At 37.8% G+C, this 19,356-nt stretch carries 10 protein-coding genes; all 10 read left to right on the top strand.

What is annotated here, in order from left to right:
- Positions 1-18 precede the first annotated feature (18 nt).
- The 10 genes from ALGA_RS22595 (at position 19) to ALGA_RS22550 (ending at position 19,152) form a co-directional block, all read left to right on the top strand.
- Complete coding sequence (locus ALGA_RS22595; RefSeq protein WP_162845521.1) at positions 19-1,581, top strand: SusD/RagB family nutrient-binding outer membrane lipoprotein; 1,563 nt, start codon at positions 19-21, stop codon at positions 1,579-1,581.
- A gap of 65 nt (positions 1,582-1,646) precedes the next feature.
- Entirely contained in the window at positions 1,647-3,509 is a 1,863-nt protein-coding gene (locus ALGA_RS22590) for a LamG domain-containing protein (RefSeq protein WP_096433248.1), read from the top strand.
- Positions 3,510-3,736: 227 nt separating this feature from the next.
- The gene (locus ALGA_RS22585) at positions 3,737-6,004 is read left to right on the top strand and encodes a GH92 family glycosyl hydrolase (protein WP_096433246.1); all 2,268 of its coding nucleotides are present in this window, start codon (positions 3,737-3,739) and stop codon (positions 6,002-6,004) included.
- Positions 6,005-6,011: 7 nt separating this feature from the next.
- The gene (locus ALGA_RS22580) at positions 6,012-8,303 is read left to right on the top strand and encodes a GH92 family glycosyl hydrolase (RefSeq protein WP_096433244.1); all 2,292 of its coding nucleotides are present in this window, start codon (positions 6,012-6,014) and stop codon (positions 8,301-8,303) included.
- Positions 8,304-8,406: 103 nt separating this feature from the next.
- Entirely contained in the window at positions 8,407-10,440 is a 2,034-nt protein-coding gene (locus tag ALGA_RS22575) for a glycosyl hydrolase family 95 catalytic domain-containing protein (protein ID WP_197705654.1), read from the top strand.
- 2 nt (positions 10,441-10,442) lie between these two features.
- Complete coding sequence (locus ALGA_RS22570; RefSeq protein ID WP_096433240.1) at positions 10,443-12,452, top strand: glycoside hydrolase family 97 protein; 2,010 nt, start codon at positions 10,443-10,445, stop codon at positions 12,450-12,452.
- A gap of 238 nt (positions 12,453-12,690) precedes the next feature.
- Positions 12,691-14,940 carry a GH92 family glycosyl hydrolase gene (locus tag ALGA_RS22565; RefSeq protein ID WP_096433238.1) on the top strand — a complete coding sequence of 750 codons (2,250 nt, stop codon included), beginning with the start codon at positions 12,691-12,693 and terminating at the stop codon, positions 14,938-14,940.
- A gap of 16 nt (positions 14,941-14,956) precedes the next feature.
- Positions 14,957-16,243 carry an MFS transporter gene (locus tag ALGA_RS22560; RefSeq protein WP_096433236.1) on the top strand — a complete coding sequence of 429 codons (1,287 nt, stop codon included), beginning with the start codon at positions 14,957-14,959 and terminating at the stop codon, positions 16,241-16,243.
- Between the two features lie 10 nt (positions 16,244-16,253).
- Positions 16,254-18,119, top strand: a complete 1,866-nt coding sequence (locus ALGA_RS22555; RefSeq protein WP_096433234.1) for a sodium:solute symporter family protein — start codon at positions 16,254-16,256, stop codon at positions 18,117-18,119.
- Between the two features lie 64 nt (positions 18,120-18,183).
- Entirely contained in the window at positions 18,184-19,152 is a 969-nt protein-coding gene (locus tag ALGA_RS22550; protein WP_096433232.1) for a glycoside hydrolase family 130 protein, read from the top strand.
- Positions 19,153-19,356 lie beyond the last annotated feature (204 nt).

Below are 19,356 nucleotides of genomic sequence, written 5' to 3'. Positions count from 1 at the left end.
GTTAAATAATTTATGATTATGAATAAAATATATATAGTACTACTTGCATTGGGACTATTCGTTTTGAACACTGGTTGTTCGGATGATTTTGACGATATGAATGTCAAAAAAGATGCAGTTGTTGACGTAGAACCAAAGTTTTTCTTTAATACGATGATACAAGCGCCATTCGTTAATTATCAGCGTAATGTAAATCTTTATCCTGACTTGTATTCTCAGTACTGGGCAAATACAGTATCCGGATTTGGATCTCCACGATATGAATATGTTGATGGATGGATTGGAAATCAATGGAAAGAGCATTATACAGACTTTTTGCGAAAAGCTGTTGCCATTCAGGAAAGTGCAGGAGATGATCCCGTATTTGTTGATGCATTGGCCATTAAAGAAATTTGGATGGTTTACTGGTGGTCAAGAATGACCGATACCTATGGAGATATTCCTTATTTCAATGCAGGAACTGGAGAATCAGTGCCTTATAATTCTCAGCAAGAGATTTATACTGATTTATTTGCCAGATTGGATGTTGCAATCAACAGCATAACTGGTGATGCAGCACAGTATTCATATGATGATGGTTATGATTTAATTTTTAATGGTGATGCATTGCAGTGGCGTAAATTTGGTAACTCTCTGCGTTTACGATTGGCAATGCGTATTTCTAATGCTGATGCAGCCAAGGCTCAAGCTGAAGCTCAAGCGGCAGCTAATGGTCCTGGTGGATTATTCACCAGCAATGCTGACGTTGCTAAAGTTCCAATGTGGAGCAAAGGATGGTACGATTACTTGCACCAAATGGCTTGGAATTGGAACAATATCAGAATGTCAAAGACTTTCTCTGACAATCTTTACAATCAATCATCTGCAGGAGAAGATCCAAGAGCACCTAGGTGGTTTGCTTATCAGGTAGATGGAAAACCTGTAACCAAGGAAGTTGCTGGTTTCCCTAAATATTTAGGAATTGAAAACGGCTATAATCTTGTTCCTGCTGATTCAGATAAAAACTTTGCAACGATGAATTTGGAAGGTGGTTATATCGATTTTATTGGTGACGGAGGAGAAGACGGTATGTATTGTCCGGTAATGTTTTATTCTGAAGTTAAATTTTTGGAAGCTGAAGCAGCATTAAGAGGTTGGATTTCTGGTGATGCAAATGCATTATACAAAGAAGGAGTTCAAGCATCTATGGATTACGTTGGTGTAGACGGCGGTGATGCTACTAGTTACATTGATGGATTAGCAGCTCTTTCTGGAACTAATGAAGCTAAATTAAAGCAATTAATCACTCAGAAATGGTTAGCAAACTTTCCTAACGGAGTAGAAGGTTGGGCTGATTTTAGAAGAACGGATTATCCAGGCATCACCTTACCTAAAGATGGTGTAAGTGGAAGTTCTACTGTTGCAGCTGGTACTTGGGTGAAGAGAGTACGTTATCCTGATAATGAGCATTTGCAAAATGAGGCGAATATGCCATCAGTGCTTAACACATTAACATCTGATAAAATGGATATCAAAGTGTGGTGGGATACCGCAGATACCAAAACTAAAGATGGTAGTGGATTAATGAATAGCAACTTTTAATTAAATCACAGATGAAAGTGTTCTGATTAATTAAATCACAGAACACTTCATTTAAACTTTGTTATATGAAAACAATAAAATTAAATATAAAGATGTTATCCTATCTGGCTGCTTTTCTGATGGTTTTTACCTTCGCAGCTTGTGATGATGATGAAAAAAGTGGCGGTAACTTTGAGACTGCATCTCTGGAGACTCTTATTAGCGAAGCAGAAGGCTTAATCGCAACCAGCGTTGAAGGAATTAGTGCCGGAGATTTTAAGCCAGGTGCAAAAAAAGAACTTCAGGAAGTTGTTGATTGGGCTTATTGGCGTATCAATAATTCTGATAAGCAAGAAGATCTTGTTGATGCTGCAGTGAAATTGCAACGTTACATTGATATTTTTAAAGAAAATACAGTAGCTGTAGCAATGCCTTGGATTCAACAGAAAGATGGAACAGGAATTCAAATTTCAGATAATATCAAACCTGTTTTTACTGAAAGTTTCACGATTGAAACTCAGATTTATGCGGTTGACTTAGCGGTATTAGATTATTCAAACAATCTATTTGCAACCGAGCAGGATGGTCCTGATAGTGGTTTTGTAATTCGTTATTTTAGCGATGGTTCTATTAACCTAAACGTTGGAACTACCGATGGTTGGAAAGATATCAAAACTGAAGCCGGTGTTATAAAAGCTGGTGAGTGGATGCAAATTGCTTTTGTAAACGAAATTACGAGCCAAAAATTATACGTAAATGGTGTTGAGGTTTTATCACAAACTGCTACCTATTTGCCTGGTGCTGATAAGGACTTTATTATTGGTAATGGACCAACTTGGACCAGTCGTGCTATCAATGGTATCGTGAAAGATGTTAGAGTTTGGAAAGGTGCTCGTACAGCCTCTGAAATTGCCGATAACAAAATAGCAATTTTAGATGGTACTGAAGAAAATCTTGAAATGTTCTTTCCTTTCAGTGCAAATTTAGGAGAGTCATTTAAAGATGTTACAGGAAATTATACTGCTACGTTAAAAGGTAATATTGAGTGGATTGCAGAACCTCCGGTTATCGTTTTAGATAAAACGAACTTAACGAATGCTATTAAGGAAATTTCTGACTTTAAAGCTGCAGTTGTTGAAGGTAATCAAGATGGTGATTATCCAATTGGAACTATTGCTTATATCGATGGTTTAATTGTTGATGCTAATGATGCTCTGGCAAACCAAGGTCGTCAGGACAAGTTGGATGAAATGGCCGAAACATTGATTGCTAAAATAGCTCTGATTAATAAAATGTTAGTTGCAGATACAGACGGTGTTTTTATTGATCATGATAATCCTGATGCTGTAGGTTTAAGAATTACACCTAATTATACTCCACAAGGAGACTACACTGTAGAATTCAATGTAAAGGTTAAATCTTTGTTTGGATATGGCAGTGGAGAGTTCTTTAATAACGGAACATACGGAATATGGGTTGATGGTTATACAGAGCTAACAGAAGAGAACGTATTGTCTGCAGGAGGATTATGGAACTTTACGGATGCAGGAGATGGCTGGCAAGGTCCAAAAGCAGAAGCATTGACAATGCAAAAAGGTGTATGGCAACATGTTGCGATTGTTCATGATAACACAGTATTAACAACAACATTATATGTTGATGGTATTGCAAAAGGTGTTCAAGAAGACATAGGTGCTCCAAACAACTCCGGTTGGGGTGAAATGTGGCTTGGTAACGGCTGGGGTAAAATGGATGGTTACATGAAAGACTTCCGTTTATGGGATGTTGCTCGTGATGCAGCTGATCTTGATGCTGATATCGATGGCACTGAAACTGGTTTGAATGTTTACTTCCCGTTGGATAGAGTTAGCGGCGTTAAATTTGCCGATAAAACAGGAAACTACAAAGGTGACATGAGAGGTATTTCATGGAACGTAATTGAAGACTAATAGTTTGACTAAATAATTTAGGAGCTGTCGGTTGACAGCTCCTATTTCTAATTTTTCGGTTTTTTTATCGGAAACCATATTTGATTAAAGGGGTTTGCTTCCGCCTTACTAAAAATGGAAGGATATTTTTATAGCCTTTTTATAAAAAGGTGTATTGCATAGAAGATTAAATAGCCTTGAGCTACTATATATATCAGCATATTATAAAACCTAAGAACAAGAACCAGATGCTATACCGAAATTCTCTTAAAACACTAATTCTGTTGTCTCTCGCAATTACTACTTTATTTTCCTGTGGTAATGAAGAACAAAAAGATAACTATATTCAATTTGTTGATCCTTTAATTGGATCGGCAGGACATGGGCATGTTTTTGTTGGTGCAAGTGTTCCATTTGGAGCTATTCAAGCTGGCCCAAGCAATTTTCACCAAGGCTGGGACTGGTGTTCATCCTATCATTATTCAGATAGTATTGTAAAAGGCTTCTCTCATTTGCATTTAAGTGGAACGGGATGTACTGACTTAGGCGATTTTTTAATTATGCCTGCTGTTGGAGATGTGAAAATGAATCCTGGTTCACAGGAAAATCCAGAAAATGGTTATGCTTCCTATTACAGTCATGAAACCGAAAAAGTGGAACCTGGTTACTATAAAGTACATTTGGATACCTATAATGTAGATATTGAAATGACTACAAGTGAACGTGTTGCTCTTCATAAAATAACATTCCCAAAATCAGATCAGTCCAAAATAATTCTTGATTTACAAGAAGGGAATGGAGATACTTCAACAGAGACATTTTTTCATAAGGTAAATGACACAATTGTTGCTGGTTATCGTTTTTCAACCGGATGGGCCGAAGATCAAAGAGAATATTTTGCAATGGTTCTCTCTAAGCCGGTTAAAGATATGGAAGTATATAATGGGGATAAATTAGTAAAAGGAGATGCGGCGAAGGGAACAGCGGTAAAAGCTTGTCTGGAATTTGAGACCGAAGCTTCTGAAGAAGTAAAAGTTAAGTTCGGAATGTCTCCTGTAAGCATGGAAAATGCCTTGGCGAATATTAAGGCTGAAATGAATTCTTGGGATTTTGAACAAATTCTTGCTGAAAATCAAGCTAAATGGAATAAAGAGCTGGCCAAAATTGAGATCAAAACGAAAGATCTAAAAAAGAAGAAAGTGTTCTACACTGCAATGTATCACACATTAATTGCTCCCAACTTATTTAATGATGCAAATGGAGATTACAGAGGTGTTGATAAGGAAGTTTACTCGAATTCTGATTTTACAAACTATACCTTATTTTCGCTGTGGGATACTTACCGTACAGCTCATCCTTTATACAGCTTGACACAACAAGAACGTGTTCCGGATATGATTAATTCAATGCTGACAATTTACAAGCAACAAGGAAAATTACCAGTTTGGCATTTACGGGGAAATGAAACCAATACAATGGTTGGATACAGTGCAGTTCCGGTTGTTGTTGATGCATGTTTGAAAGGATTTGAAATAGACTATGAATTAGCGTACGAAGCGGTAAAAGCAACGGCTATGGGCGATTTTGAACCAGGCGTTAAAGAATTACAGGAATACGGTTTCATTCCTTGTGATATGATGCACGAATCTGTGGCAAGTGGCATGGAATATGCAATTAGCGACTGGGCAATTAGCAAACTGGCTGAAAAATTGGGAAAAACGGAAGATGCAAAATATTTTGCGGGGAGAGCAAAAGCATATACTAAATATTTCGATCCGAAAGATCGCTTTATGAAAGGAAAAATGAAAGATGGTTCTTGGAGAACACCTTTCGATCCATATTCAGCCCAACATCGTGTAAACGATTATTGTGAAGGAAATGCATGGCAGTATTTATGGTTGGTTCCTCAAGATCCGGAAGGATTAATTGCTCTTTTGGGAGGCGAGAAGCCATTTTTGAATAAGTTGGACAGTCTTTTCTCAATTTCTTCGGATTTGGAAGAAGGAGCATCATCGGATATCTCAGGTTTAATTGGTCAATATGCACATGGAAACGAGCCAAGTCATCACATAACTTATTTGTATGCTTATGCCGGCGAGCAATTCAAAACTGCAGATAAGGTTCGTTACATCATGAACGAATTATACACCGATCAAGTAGATGGTTTATGTGGGAATGAAGATTGTGGGCAAATGTCTGCCTGGTACGTAATGTCTTCCATGGGATTCTATCCTGTTAATCCAAGCAATGGTGCTTATGTGTTTGGAAGTCCTTTGTTCGATGAAGCAAGTCTAAATCTTCCTGAGAATAAGAAATTTACCATTATAGCAAATAACAACAGCGATGATAATATTTACATCCAATCTGCGACTTTAAACGGATTGGAGTATACAAAATCATTCATCACACACAAAGATATTTTAAAGGGAGGAGAGCTAACATTCGAGATGGGAGCTACACCAAATCCCAATTTTGGAAAAGCGAATCAAGATCGACCTAAATCAATTGTTTACTAGTACTATAATGAAGAAAGCAAACGTATTATTATTGTTATTCGTTGCGGTTTTATCTGCATGTGGAGGAGAGAAGGAAATCAGTAAGGAACGGAATTTAGTCGATTTTGTAAATCCTTTGATGGGAACCGATTCAGACTATTCCTTGTCAAATGGAAATACTTATCCGGCCGTTGCATTGCCCTGGGGAATGAATTTTTGGACACCACAGACGGGTGAAATGGGAAATGGTTGGTGTTATGCTTATGATGCCAAAAAAATAAGAGGAATAAAACAAACCCATCAACCAAGTCCGTGGATAAACGACTACGCGGCCTTTTCATTGATGGCCGTCACTGGTGATTTGAAATTTAAAGAGGACGAAAGAGCATCTTGGTTTTCGCATAAAGCTGAAGTTTCTAAGCCAAACTACTATAAGGTTTATCTGGCGGACTATGATGTTACCGCCGAAATAACACCTACAGAACGAGCGGCTATTTTTCGCTTTACTTTTCCGGAAAATGAATCATCCTACATTTTATTGGATGGGTTTTTTAAAGGATCTGAAGTCACAATTCTTCCGAAAGAAAGAAAAATAATTGGCTATTGCAGAAATAACAGTGGTGGTGTTCCTGATAACTTCCACAACTACTTTGTTGCCGAATTCGATAAAGAATTTGAGTTGACACATACCTGGAATGGAGATCAGTTAACTGAAAATTCACTGAAAGCAAGCGGAGAGCATGTTGGTGCCATCATTGGATTTAAAACTCAAAAAGGAGAGGAAGTTCATGTGAAAGTGGCTTCGTCTTTTATAAGTCCTGAGCAGGCACAATTGAATTTGGACCGAGAAATTGGAAAGAAAAATTTTGATAAGGTTTTAACCGATGCTGAAATGGCTTGGGAAAAGGAACTTTCCCGAATTAAAGTGGAAGGTGGAACCGATGATCAACTAAAAACATTTTATTCTTGCTTGTACAGAGTACTGTTATTCCCTCGCAAGTTTCATGAAATTAACGCTAATAATGAAGTAATTCATTACAGCCCTTACAATGGTAAGGTACTGCCCGGCTATATGTTTACAGATAATGGCTTTTGGGATACATTCCGGGCAGTCTTTCCATTTTTCACACTAATGTATCCTGATATTAATGCTCAGATTATGGAAGGATTAGCAAACACTTACAAAGAGAGTGGTTGGTTACCTGAGTGGGCGAGTCCTGGTCACAGAGGATGCATGATTGGTTCGAATTCGGCTTCTTTAATTGCCGATTCTTACTTAAAAGGAATTCGCGGATATGATATTGAAACATTGTACGAAGCTATCCTTAAGAATACGAAAGGATACAATGAAGAGATAACTTCTGTAGGCCGTTACGGAGCAGATTATTACAATGAATTAGGCTATGTCCCTTATGATGTGAATATCAATGAGAATGCTGCCAGAACATTAGAGTACGCTTACGCGGATTTCTGTATTTGGAAATTAGCTAAGGAATTGGGCCGACCTCAAGCGGAAATCGATTTATTTGAAAAAAGAGCTCAAAACTACAAGAATGTATTCGATAAGGAATCAGGTTTGATGAGAGGGAAGAATGAAGATGGAACATTTCAGTCTCCGTTCAACCCTTTAAAATGGGGAGATGCTTTTACTGAAGGAAACAGCCTACATTATACCTGGTCGGTATTTCAGGATGTAAATGGCCTAATCGACTTGATGGGTGGAAAAGAAAAGTTCATTTCTACTTTGGATGGTGTTTTCGAGATGCCTCCCAAATTCGACGATTCTTATTATGGTGGAGTAATCCACGAGATTCGCGAAATGCAGATTGCGAACATGGGAAATTATGCACATGGTAATCAACCGATTCAGCACATGATCTATCTGTATAACTTTGCAGGTCAGCCATGGAAATCACAAGTAAGAGTTCGTGAGGTGATGGACAGATTATATACTCCGCAAGCCGATGGTTACTGTGGTGATGAGGATAACGGACAAACTTCTGCCTGGTATGTTTTCAGTTCAATGGGCTTTTATCCTGTTTGTCCTGGAACCGATGAATATGTTTTTGGTTCTCCGCTTTTCGATAAAATTACTTTAAGTCTTGAAAATGGAAAGACCTTTACAATTACAAGTACTGATAATTCATCAGATCATGTTTTTGTGAATGATATCAAGTTAAACGGTGAGGCATATGGAGCGAATTTCATAAAGCACAATGATATTTTAAACGGGGGAAATCTTGAATTTAATATGTCGGCAGAACCGAATAAAGAAAGGGGTACTACTGAAGATAGTTTTCCATATTCGATGAGTAAATAAAAAAGAATGATATTAGCATATCAAATATAATGGAAGGCTTGCAAACATGAGTTTGTGGGCCTTTCTTATATGAAAAAGATAAATCAAGCTAAAAACAAGAGATATGATACGAGTTAGGGCACAATTGTTACTGTTATCTATGTTTTTTGGATTTTTTGGAAATTGCTTATCTGCACAAGAGAATTCAGCTTGGATGATTGTTGCAAATGACTATTCTAATTATACAGGTATTGCTGTTGCAAATGGACGATTGGGAATTCTTCCTTCTGCTGAGCCAGGAGAAACCAAATCGATCGTTCTGAATAATGTTTACGACAAAGAATCGGAATTTGGTGTCAGTAAAGTGTTGTTGGGAATTAATTTCGCAAATATTGAAATAGTTGTCAATCAAGACACGCTTTCTACTGCAAATTGTTCCAATTGGAAACAAGTGCTGAATATGAAATCAGCCTCGTTTACAACATCATGTCAGTTTAAGGATTATGCTGAACTATCTTTTACATTATATGCCTTACGAGGCATGCCTTATTCAGGATTGGTTGATGTGAAAATCAAATCCTTGCAAAAGGAATTAGAAGTTAAGGTGAATGGACAAATTATTTGTCCTGCAGGATATCAAAATGTTGTTTCAGGATTTAGGGTATTGAAAGATTTGGATGCGCGAATGCCACTTTTACAAACGCTGGCAAAAAGTCCTTTTGGAAAACATAATTTGGCGACCACTGCAACATTTATATTTGAAGGAGAAACACCAGATTTAAAGCACAACTTGAAAAATTCTTTTATCAATGAAGTGGGGTTTTCTGAATCTCTGAAAAAAGATGAAGAGTATAATTTTGCTTGGGCTGGATCGGTTTGTACATCGCAGGATTTTAAAGATCCGAAGAGTGAATCGGAGAGAATGGTTATTTTTCAGCTTCTGGGAAATAAACAAGCCGTGATTAATCGTCATAAAGAACTTTGGTCTGAATTGTGGAAAGGTGATATTGAAATTGAGGGAGATCTGGAGTCTCAGCAAGATATTCGTTTGGCATTGTATCATTTGTATTCTTTTGCCAGAGATGACTCTAATTTGAGCATTGCTCCAATGGGTTTATCTGCCCAAGGTTATAATGGACATGTATTTTGGGATACTGAATTATGGATGTTTCCACCTCTTTTGGTTTTTAATCAGAAAATTGCAAAATCTTTACTGAATTACCGATTTGACAGACTGGAGATGGCAAAGAATAAAGCGCAGAATTATGGCTATACAGGTGCCATGTTTCCATGGGAATCGGATGATACAGGTGAAGAGGCGACACCAACCTGGGCTTTAACCGGAACTTTTGAACATCACATAACTGCAGATATCGGCATTGCTTTCTGGAATTACTACAGAACTACAGGAGATAAGGAGTGGTTGAAGGAAAGGGGATTTCCCGTTTTGAATGAGGTGGCTGATTTTTGGACTAGTCGTTCTGTGCAAAATGCAGATGGTAGTTTTTCAATAAATAATGTGGTCGGGGCAAATGAATTCTATCATCATGCCAATGACAATGCCTTTACCAATGGATCGGCGAAAACCGCTTTGCAATTTGCAATTGAGGCGGGAGAAATTCTCAAAAAAGAAAGCAATCCTCTTTGGGGTAATGTAGCTAATGGTTTGAAGTTTAATTATTTCGAGGATGGTGTTACCAAAGAGAATGCGGAATACAATGGGGAGATTATTAAGCAGGCAGATGTTAATTTATTGGCCTATCCTTTGGCAATTGTTACTAAACCCGAAGAAATAAGAAGAGATTTGGAATATTATGAGCCTAAGATTGCTCCGGAAGGTCCAGCCATGTCTTATTCTGTTTTAGGAGTATTGTATGCACGATTGGGTGAGCCGGGAAAAGCATTTGAACTTTTTAAGAAAGCTTATGTGCCAAATAAACGACCTCCATTTGGAGCACTTTCCGAATCTGCTTATAGCAATAATCCATATTTCGCGACAGGTGCTGGCGGTATGTTGCAAACAGTTCTTTTCGGATTTGGAGGTTTACATTTTACAGAGAATGGAATAGAACAAAAGAATCCATGTTTACCAAAACAATGGAAGAAATTAACCATAAAGGGAGTTGGCCCCGAATTAAAAACTTATGTGATTGAGTAATTATGAATAGAATGATAATTGTTGTATTGCTGTCAGTCTTGCTATTTTCTGCATGCGAAACCAGTAAAAGCCTTGAGTTGTTATCACCCAATGGTGAAATTGCTTTCAATCTGAAATTGAATGAGAATGGGCAGGCGTTTTATAAGCTTCAAACCAATCAAAATCAAATATTCTCTGATTCAAGATTAGGGATAGAATTGAGTGAAGATTCCTTATTCACGGATGGTTTAAGAATTCTAAATGTAGTTAGAAATGAAAAGAATGAGAATTGGAAACCAGTTTGGGGGCCAAATGAAAGGATACTTGAAAAGTACAATGAGTTAATAATTTCCTTAAAAAATCACGCAAACAATGATTTGAATGTTCATGTGCGTTTATTTGATGATGGTTTAGGTTTTAGATATGAAATTCCAAAACAAAACGGAATTGATAGCATTAATATTACCGACGAATTAACTGAATTCAACTTTGCGCAAAATGGAACAGCATGGTCTATCCCTGCCAATTTTGATTCGTACGAAATGCTTTACCGAACTACCAAATTAAGCGAAGTGCCCGATGCGAATACACCCATCACTGTGAAAATGGAATCGGGTTATTACGTGAGTATCCATGAAGCGAATCTGACTAATTATGCTGGAATGACTTTGAAGAATACGGGGACTACTAATTTTCAAGCGAATTTAGTTCCGTGGCCCGATGGAGTGAAGGTAAAAGCAAAAAAATCATTGCTGTCTCCATGGAGAACCGTGATGCTTTGCAAAAATGCAGCAGGCTTGGTAGAATCAAATTTGATTCAGAATTTGAATGAGCCTTGCGCATTACCCAATACAGAATGGATTGAACCTATGAAGTACATAGGTATCTGGTGGGGAATGCATTTGGGGGTAGAAACCTGGACTCCTGGACCAATACATGGTGCGACAACCGCAAATATGAAAAAATACATCGATTTCGCCTCAAAAAACAATGTGCAGGCAGTTTTAGCGGAAGGTTGGAACACAGGTTGGGAAAATTGGGGAAATCCAAAAGCATTCGATCAAATAACTCCTTATCCTGATTTTGATTTTGATGAAATTGTGAAGTATGCAAAGTCAAAAGACGTAGAATTAATAGGTCATCACGAAACGGGTGGCGATTATATTTTTTACGAAGAAAGTATGGATGATGCATTCATGAAACTACATGTTAATGGAATTCGAGTGGTAAAAACAGGATATGCCGGGCCAATTCCCAATGGACAGTTTCATCACGGACAAAAAATGGTTCAACATTATCGAAAAGTAGTGGAGACTGCAGCCAAATATCAATTAATGCTTGATGCGCATGAACCGATAAAAGCGACAGGAATAAGTCGAACCTATCCAAATATGATGACAAGGGAAGGTGCGCGAGGCATGGAGTGGAACGGATGGAGTGAAGGAAATCCGCCAGAGCATCATTTAATACTACCATTTACACGTTGTTTGGGAGGACCAATTGACTATACGCCGGGAACTTTTGATATTTTGTACAAAAACCGCAAGGAATATACCAAATGGAATAGCAACGATAAAGGAAATTCCCGTGTGAATACAACCTTAGCCAAGCAGTTAGCTTTGTGGGTTTGTTTGTACAGTCCTTTGCAAATGGCTTCCGATTTGGTGAGCAATTACGAAGGTCAGCCAGCTTTTCAGTTTTTTGAGAATCTGCCGGCAGATTTCGAAGAATCTAAAGTGCTGGAAGCCGAAATTGGGGATGTGTATGCTGTTGCCCGTCGGAAAGGTTCGAATTGGTACGTCGGTGCAATCACCGATGAAAATGCAAGAGAAATTGATTTAGATTTGAGCTTTTTAGATGCAGATAAAAAGTATGTTGCGACCATTTATGCGGATACAGAAAACACATCCTTAAGTGATAATCCAACCGAAATAAAAATCTCTAAAAAAGCAGTAGATACTAGAACAAGTTTGCATGTGAAGATGCAAAACAGTGGAGGACAGGCTATCGAAATTAGAGAATTTAAAAAGTAAGTTAGAACAACCAACTAGGGATAGTTGTGAGAGTAAGTCTTTGGTAATTCGTTATTTTCAGATGGATTAATGAATGAAACGAGTGATTAATCTTAAAATTAATCTGCTTTTAATCCTTAAAGCTTTTATTTGACTTATAGATTAGAAATTAGAACCCGTTCGGGGAAGTGCTTGGCTAGCTCAGTTCCCGTTCGGTATTATTTTAATTTAGAATTACAACCTAACAAAACCCAACTTGATGAAGCGCTTATCAGGAATTTTGATTCTTTTTTTTCTAAGTATAAATTGTTTTGCACAATTTACCGATTACGTAAATCCATTTATTGGAACGACTAATTTTGGTACCACAAATCCTGGCGCAATTGTACCACGAGGAATGGTTTCCGTAAGTCCTTTTAATGTTTCAGGATCTGATTTGAATACCTACGATAAGGATGCCCGATGGTGGTCAACACCATATTCCTGGGATAATTCTTTCCTTACCGGATTTTCACATGTAAACCTGAGTGGTGTTGGTTGTCCCGATTTGGGCGTTATTTTATTGATGCCAACCATAGGAGAGGTGAATGCAGATCATAAAGAGTACGGCTCGATCCTAAAAAATCAGGTGGCAAGTCCTGGATATTACGCCACCGATTTAGAAAAATATGGAGTTAAAGCCGAGTTAAGTTCTACAAAAAGAACAGGAATTAGTCGCTATACTTTTCCAAAAGGGAAATCGAATATTCTTTTAAATTTAGGTTTGGGTCTATCCAATGAAACGGGTGCAAAGGTTCGAATTGTAAACAATCAGGAAATTGAAGGTTCTCGAATGACGGGAAGTTTTTGTTATAACGATGGTTCGGAACGTCCGGTTTATTTTGTGGCCCGCTTCAGCAAAAAAGCAGAAGAATTTGGTGTTTGGAAAAAAATGCCGGAAATGAAAGCGGAATCTGCCTGGAGCGATACCGATGGACAATTCAAGTATTACAAAAACTACACTCAGGAACTATTTGGCGATGAGATTGGAGCTTATTTCACTTTCAATACCAGCACTGATGAACAAATAATTGCTGAAGTTGGAGTATCCTACGTAAGTATTGCCAATGCAAGAATGAATTTAGAAGCAGAATCGAATCAGTTTGATTTTGAAAAAACCAGATTGCAAGCCAAACAGGAATGGAATAGCACTTTGAGTCGGGTAAAAGTAGAAGGCGGAACCAATGATCAGAAAACCATTTTCTATACAGCATTGTATCACACTCAAATTCATCCAAACATCATAAACGATGTCAACGGACAATATCCGGCAATGGAATCTTTCGAGATTCGTGAGACCAATGATTGCAATCGTTATACCGTATTTTCTTTATGGGATACTTATCGAAATTTCCACCCATTAATGGCTTTGTTATATCCTCAGGAACAACAGGACATGGTTCGATCTATGGTCGACATGTACAAGGAAAGCGGATGGTTGCCAAAATGGGAGCTGAATAGTAAAGAAACACACGTTATGGAAGGCGATCCAGCCATTCCTGTAATTGTAGATTCATACTTGCGTGGATTAAAAGATTTTGATGTAGAAGCTGCCTATTCTGCAATGGTGAAATCTGCAACAACTCCAGGAAAAAATAACAAGCTGCGCCCAGATATCGATCATTATTTGGCGGATGGATATGTGCCTTTAGTTGAGGAGTTTGACAACTCAGTTTCTCATGCTTTGGAATATTACATAGCCGATTGGAATTTGGCACAATTCGCCAAGGCTCTTGATAAAAAGGATGATTACAAGAAATTCTTGAATCAGTCTCTTCGTTACAAAGAATATTTCGATCCCAAATTTGGAATGTTTCGTCCTCGTTTGGAGAATGGTGATTTCTTAAAAGATTTTGATCCAAAACAAGGCGAAAACTTCGAGCCAAGTCCAGGTTTTCATGAAGGAACAGCATGGCAGTACGCTTTTTGCGTTCCCCATGATGTGAAAGGTTTGATCCAATTAATGGGAGGGAAGTCAAATTTTGTAAATAAGTTACAATCTGTTTTCGACGATAAGCTTTTCGATATGGCGAATGAACCAGATATTCACTATCCATACTTATTCAATTATGCCAAAGGCGAAGAGTGGAGAACACAAAAAGAAGTTCGCCGATTAATCGATACCTATTACAAAAATGCTCCTGATGGCATTCCTGGTAATGACGATTGTGGAACCTTATCTGCATGGATCGTTTACAGCATGATGGGAATTTATCCTGTTTGTCCGGGCAATACCGATTATGCAATTACAAGCCCTGTATTCGATAAAATTTCAATTGAATTAGATCCTGAATTTCACAAAGGAAAATCATTCGAAATTCTTACACATCGCAAGAATAAAGGCGATTTGTTTATTGATAAAATGATGATTAATGGAAAGAAACAAAACTCTTATTTCATTACTCACAAAACAATAATCCAAGGAGGCGAACTAGAATTTTTTCTCAAAAATAAAAAAACAACTCTATAACACCTGTTAAGCACAAATGTCAAAAACTAATAACAAACAAAAACACCCAGCTACTTGGATTCCTACGGCATATTTTGCGATGGGTTTGCCATTTATTGCCATTGCTCAAGCATCGGTACTTATGTTTAAGAGTTTTGAGATATCCGATTCGTTAATTGCATTTTGGACCTCGCTCATCATGTTACCTTGGACATTAAAACCACTATGGAGTCCAATGTTGGAAATGTTTAAAACAAAAAAACATTTTGTTGTTGCAACTCAACTCGTAACAGGATTTACATTTGCTCTGGTCGCATTGGCCTTGCCATTAGATAATTTCTTTACATATTCGATTGCTTTATTAGCTGTTATAGCCTTTAGTGGTGCAACCCACGATATTGCTGCCGATGGAGTTTACCTAAGTGTTTTATCAGGAAAAGAACAAGCAAAATATATTGGATGGCAAGGTGCTTCGTATAATATTGCAAAAATCTTAACTGCTGGTGCTTTTGTATACTTAGCAGGCATTCTTGAAGAACGTTTTGGTGTATTACATGCATGGATGGCCGTTATGCTCACCTATTCTGTAATTATGATTTCATTGGCTTTGTATCATATTAAAATGTTACCATCAGGAGGAAATGCAAGCAGTGAGGTTGCTTCGTTAAATGAGGGATTTAAAACCTTGTGGGATGTTATAAAAACCTTTTTCCACAAAAAACACATTGGTTGGTTTATTGTCTTTATCATCTTATACCGATTTACCGAAGGCTTTGCCATTAAAATAGCTCCTTTATTTTTTAAAGCAGCAATCGAAGATGGAGGTTTGGGACTTAGTACTTCGCAAATAGGCCTTATCTATGGCGTATTTGGTTCTGGAGCTTTTGTTATAGGTTCAATTTTAGCAGGCTATTATATTTCAGCACGAGGATTAAAAAAATCCTTATTCACTCTAGTTTGCATTTTTAATATTCAATTTATAATTTATGCTCTATTGGCCATTTATCGCCCGGAAAGTATATTTCTAATCGGATCTGCAGTTGTGGTTGAATACTTTGTATATGGTTTTGGCTTTGTGGGTTTAATGTTGTTTATGATGCAACAAGTTGCTCCTGGAAAATATAAAATGGCTCATTATGCATTTGCTACAGGAATTATGAATCTGGGCATTATGCTTCCGGGTATGTTAAGTGGTTTTATGAGCGATTGGTTAGGTTATAAGTTGTTTTTTATATGCATACTTGTAGTTATAATTCCATCTCTATTAGCAGCAAGATTTGTTCCTTTTGTTAATTCAGAAGAAAGCGAAGCAGATGAAATTTAATTTTTATTAAATGAACTTATCTACACTCGATTTATCCATAATTGTAGGATACCTTATTTTAACCATATTCATTGGTTATTTTCTATCAAAAAAGGCATCAGAAAACCTGTCTAATTACTTTTTGGGAGGAAATAAAATACCATGGTACATGCTTGGAGTTTCCAACGCATCGGGTATGTTCGACATTACCGGAACCATGTGGACGGTTACTATTTTGTTTGTGTATGGTTTAAAGTCACTGTGGATACCTTGGTTATGGCCGGTTTGGAATCAAATTTTTCTAATGATGTTCATGGCTGTCTGGTTGCGGCGTTCGAATGTAATGACAGGAGCTGAATGGCTGAAAACCCGTTTTGGTGATGGCCGGGGATCACAACTTTCGCATTTAATAGTGGTGCTTTTTGCCATTGTCAGTGTAATCGGTTTTATTACCTACGGATTTGTTGGAGTGGGTAAATTCGCACAAACATTCTTTCCTTGGGATTTGCATGCCACTGTTTTGGGTCTAAGCATTAAATCGGAGAACATGTATGCGATTCTCATCATGGGCTTAACCACCCTGTATGTTGTTAAAGGTGGAATGTACTCAGTGGTTTTTACGGAAGTACTTCAGTTTGTGATTATGACTATTGCCTGTATAATGGTAGGCGTAATTGCTATTTCCTTAGTTACACCAGAGCAGATAGCAGCTGCCGTACCTGCAGGTTGGACTGATATATCCTTTGGCTGGACTCTTGATTTAGATTGGAGTAATCTAATTCCTGCGGTAAACAACAAAATTGATATCGACGGATATAATATGTTCTCGGTTTTGATGATGATGATGATTTTTAAAGGAGTACTGGTAAGTATTGCCGGACCTGTACCCAGTTACGATATGCAACGCATACTTTCTACCGAAACACCTAAAGATGCAGCTAAAATGAGTGGAATTGTATCTTTGGTATTATTCGTACCCCGCTATTTGATGATTGCAGGTTTAGCCGCTTTGGCTTTGGTTTATCTGGCTCCTGAATTCAATAAAATGGGGCCTAATATCGATTTTGAGATGGTTTTGCCCTATGCTTTAAATAATTTTATTCCCGATGGAGCTAAAGGTTTATTGCTGGCCGGATTAATTGCGGCCTTTATGTCCACTTTTGCCGCAAATGTAAATGCCGGACCAGCTTATATTGTAAACGATATCTATAAAAAATTCATCAATCCGAATGCCTCTCAAAAGAAATACATTCGAATGAGTTATTTGTCGTCATTCGCAGTTGTAATTGTAGGAATATTCTTTGGTTTTTTTGCCGAAAGTATCGATACTGTAATGAAATGGCTGGTAGGAGCTTTGTTTGGCGGATATACCGCATCAAACCTTTTGAAATGGGTGTGGTGGAGATTTAACGGTTATGGCTATTTTTACGGAATGCTTGCCGGATTGATTGTTTCCCTGGTTGCACCTCTGGTGTTTCCCGAAGTGTCTCCAATTTATGCTTTCCCGTACATTTTCCTATTCTCTTTTGCCTCTTCGGTTGTTGGCAGTTTACTAACCAAACCTGAATCCGATGAGGTTTTAATTAAATTTTATGAAAGTGTTCGTCCATGGGGATTCTGGAAACCGGTTTATTTAAAATTAAAAGCTCAAAAACCAGAAGCCGAACCGAATAACGATTTCTTAAAAGACATGTTCAATTGTACCATTGGAGTAGGATGGCAAATGATGTTACCGCTTATCCCTATCTATTTTGTGATTGGAAAGTACAGCTCATTGTCGTGGGTGGTTGCATTGTTTATAATTACGAGCATTATACTTTATTATACCTGGTATAAAAAGCTCGAAGATTACCCAGCAGATTATCAGTATTGCAAAAAAGAAACCAAAGAGGATTGAAACGATAAGTTTACAATCAAAGTCAAATATTATTGATAATAAATATAGAATAAACGAACTGAAAATGACTAGTAAAGCAAATATGCCTTGGGAAGATAGGCCAGAAGGATGTACTGATGTGATGTGGAGATTTTCACAAAATCCTGTAATCGGAAGGTACGATATTCCATCCTCAAACAGTATTTTTAATAGCGCAGTAGTACCTTTCGAGGATGGCTTTGCCGGAGTATTCCGATGTGATAATAAGTCGGTTCAAATGAATATTTTTACCGGTTTTAGTAAAGATGGAATCAATTGGGACATCAATCATGATCCTATCCAAATGATTGCAGGCAATACTGATATGATCGACTCCGATTACAAATACGACCCTCGTGTTTGTTGGATTGAAGATCGCTATTGGATTACCTGGTGCAACGGTTACCACGGACCAACAATTGGAATCGCTTATACTTTCGATTTTAAGACATATCATCAGTGCGAAAATGCTTTTTTACCATTCAATCGTAACGGTGTTTTGTTTCCAGAGAAAATAGATGGAAAATACGCAATGTTGAGTCGTCCAAGCGATAATGGCCATACACCTTTTGGCGATATTTACATCTCTTACAGTCCTGATATGAAATATTGGGGAGAACATCGTTGTGTAATGAAAGTGTCCGAATTTACAGACAGTGCATGGCAGTGTACCAAAATTGGAGCCGGTTCAGTTCCAATTCGAACCAACGAGGGTTGGCTGATGTTTTATCATGGGGTAATCAATACCTGTAACGGGTTCCGTTATTCCATGGGAGCAGCCCTTCTCGACCTCGAAAACCCCGATAAGGTCTTATACCGTTCTCAACCGTATTTGTTGGCCCCAGCCGCACCTTACGAGTTGGTTGGCGATGTGCCTAATGTCATATTCCCATGTGCCGCTTTAACCGAAGGAAATAAAGTTGCCGTTTATTACGGAGCTGCCGATACGGTAGTCGGTATGAGTTTTGCTTACATCGACGAAGTGATCGATTTTATAAAGAAGAATTCATTATAGTTAGATTAGTTTTGATTTTAATTGGCTGGTACTTCCAGGTGCCAGCCTTTTTTTTATGGGCGTTCCCTTCGGGCGGGCTTTCCATTCCAACTCCTCACTCGTTCCTCGCTGTGGGGTTTCCATTTCAATCCCTAACGCTTTTTCAAAACAAAAAGACCAAAAAGGTTTTAGAAACCTGTCTGGTCTTTTGAAGTACCCGTCATG

The organism is Labilibaculum antarcticum (genome assembly GCF_002356295.1).
Lineage (GTDB): Bacteria > Bacteroidota > Bacteroidia > Bacteroidales > Marinifilaceae > Labilibaculum > Labilibaculum antarcticum.
The sequence above is the reverse complement of the archived record's forward strand: the minus strand, read 5'-3'. Positions and strand labels throughout refer to the sequence as shown.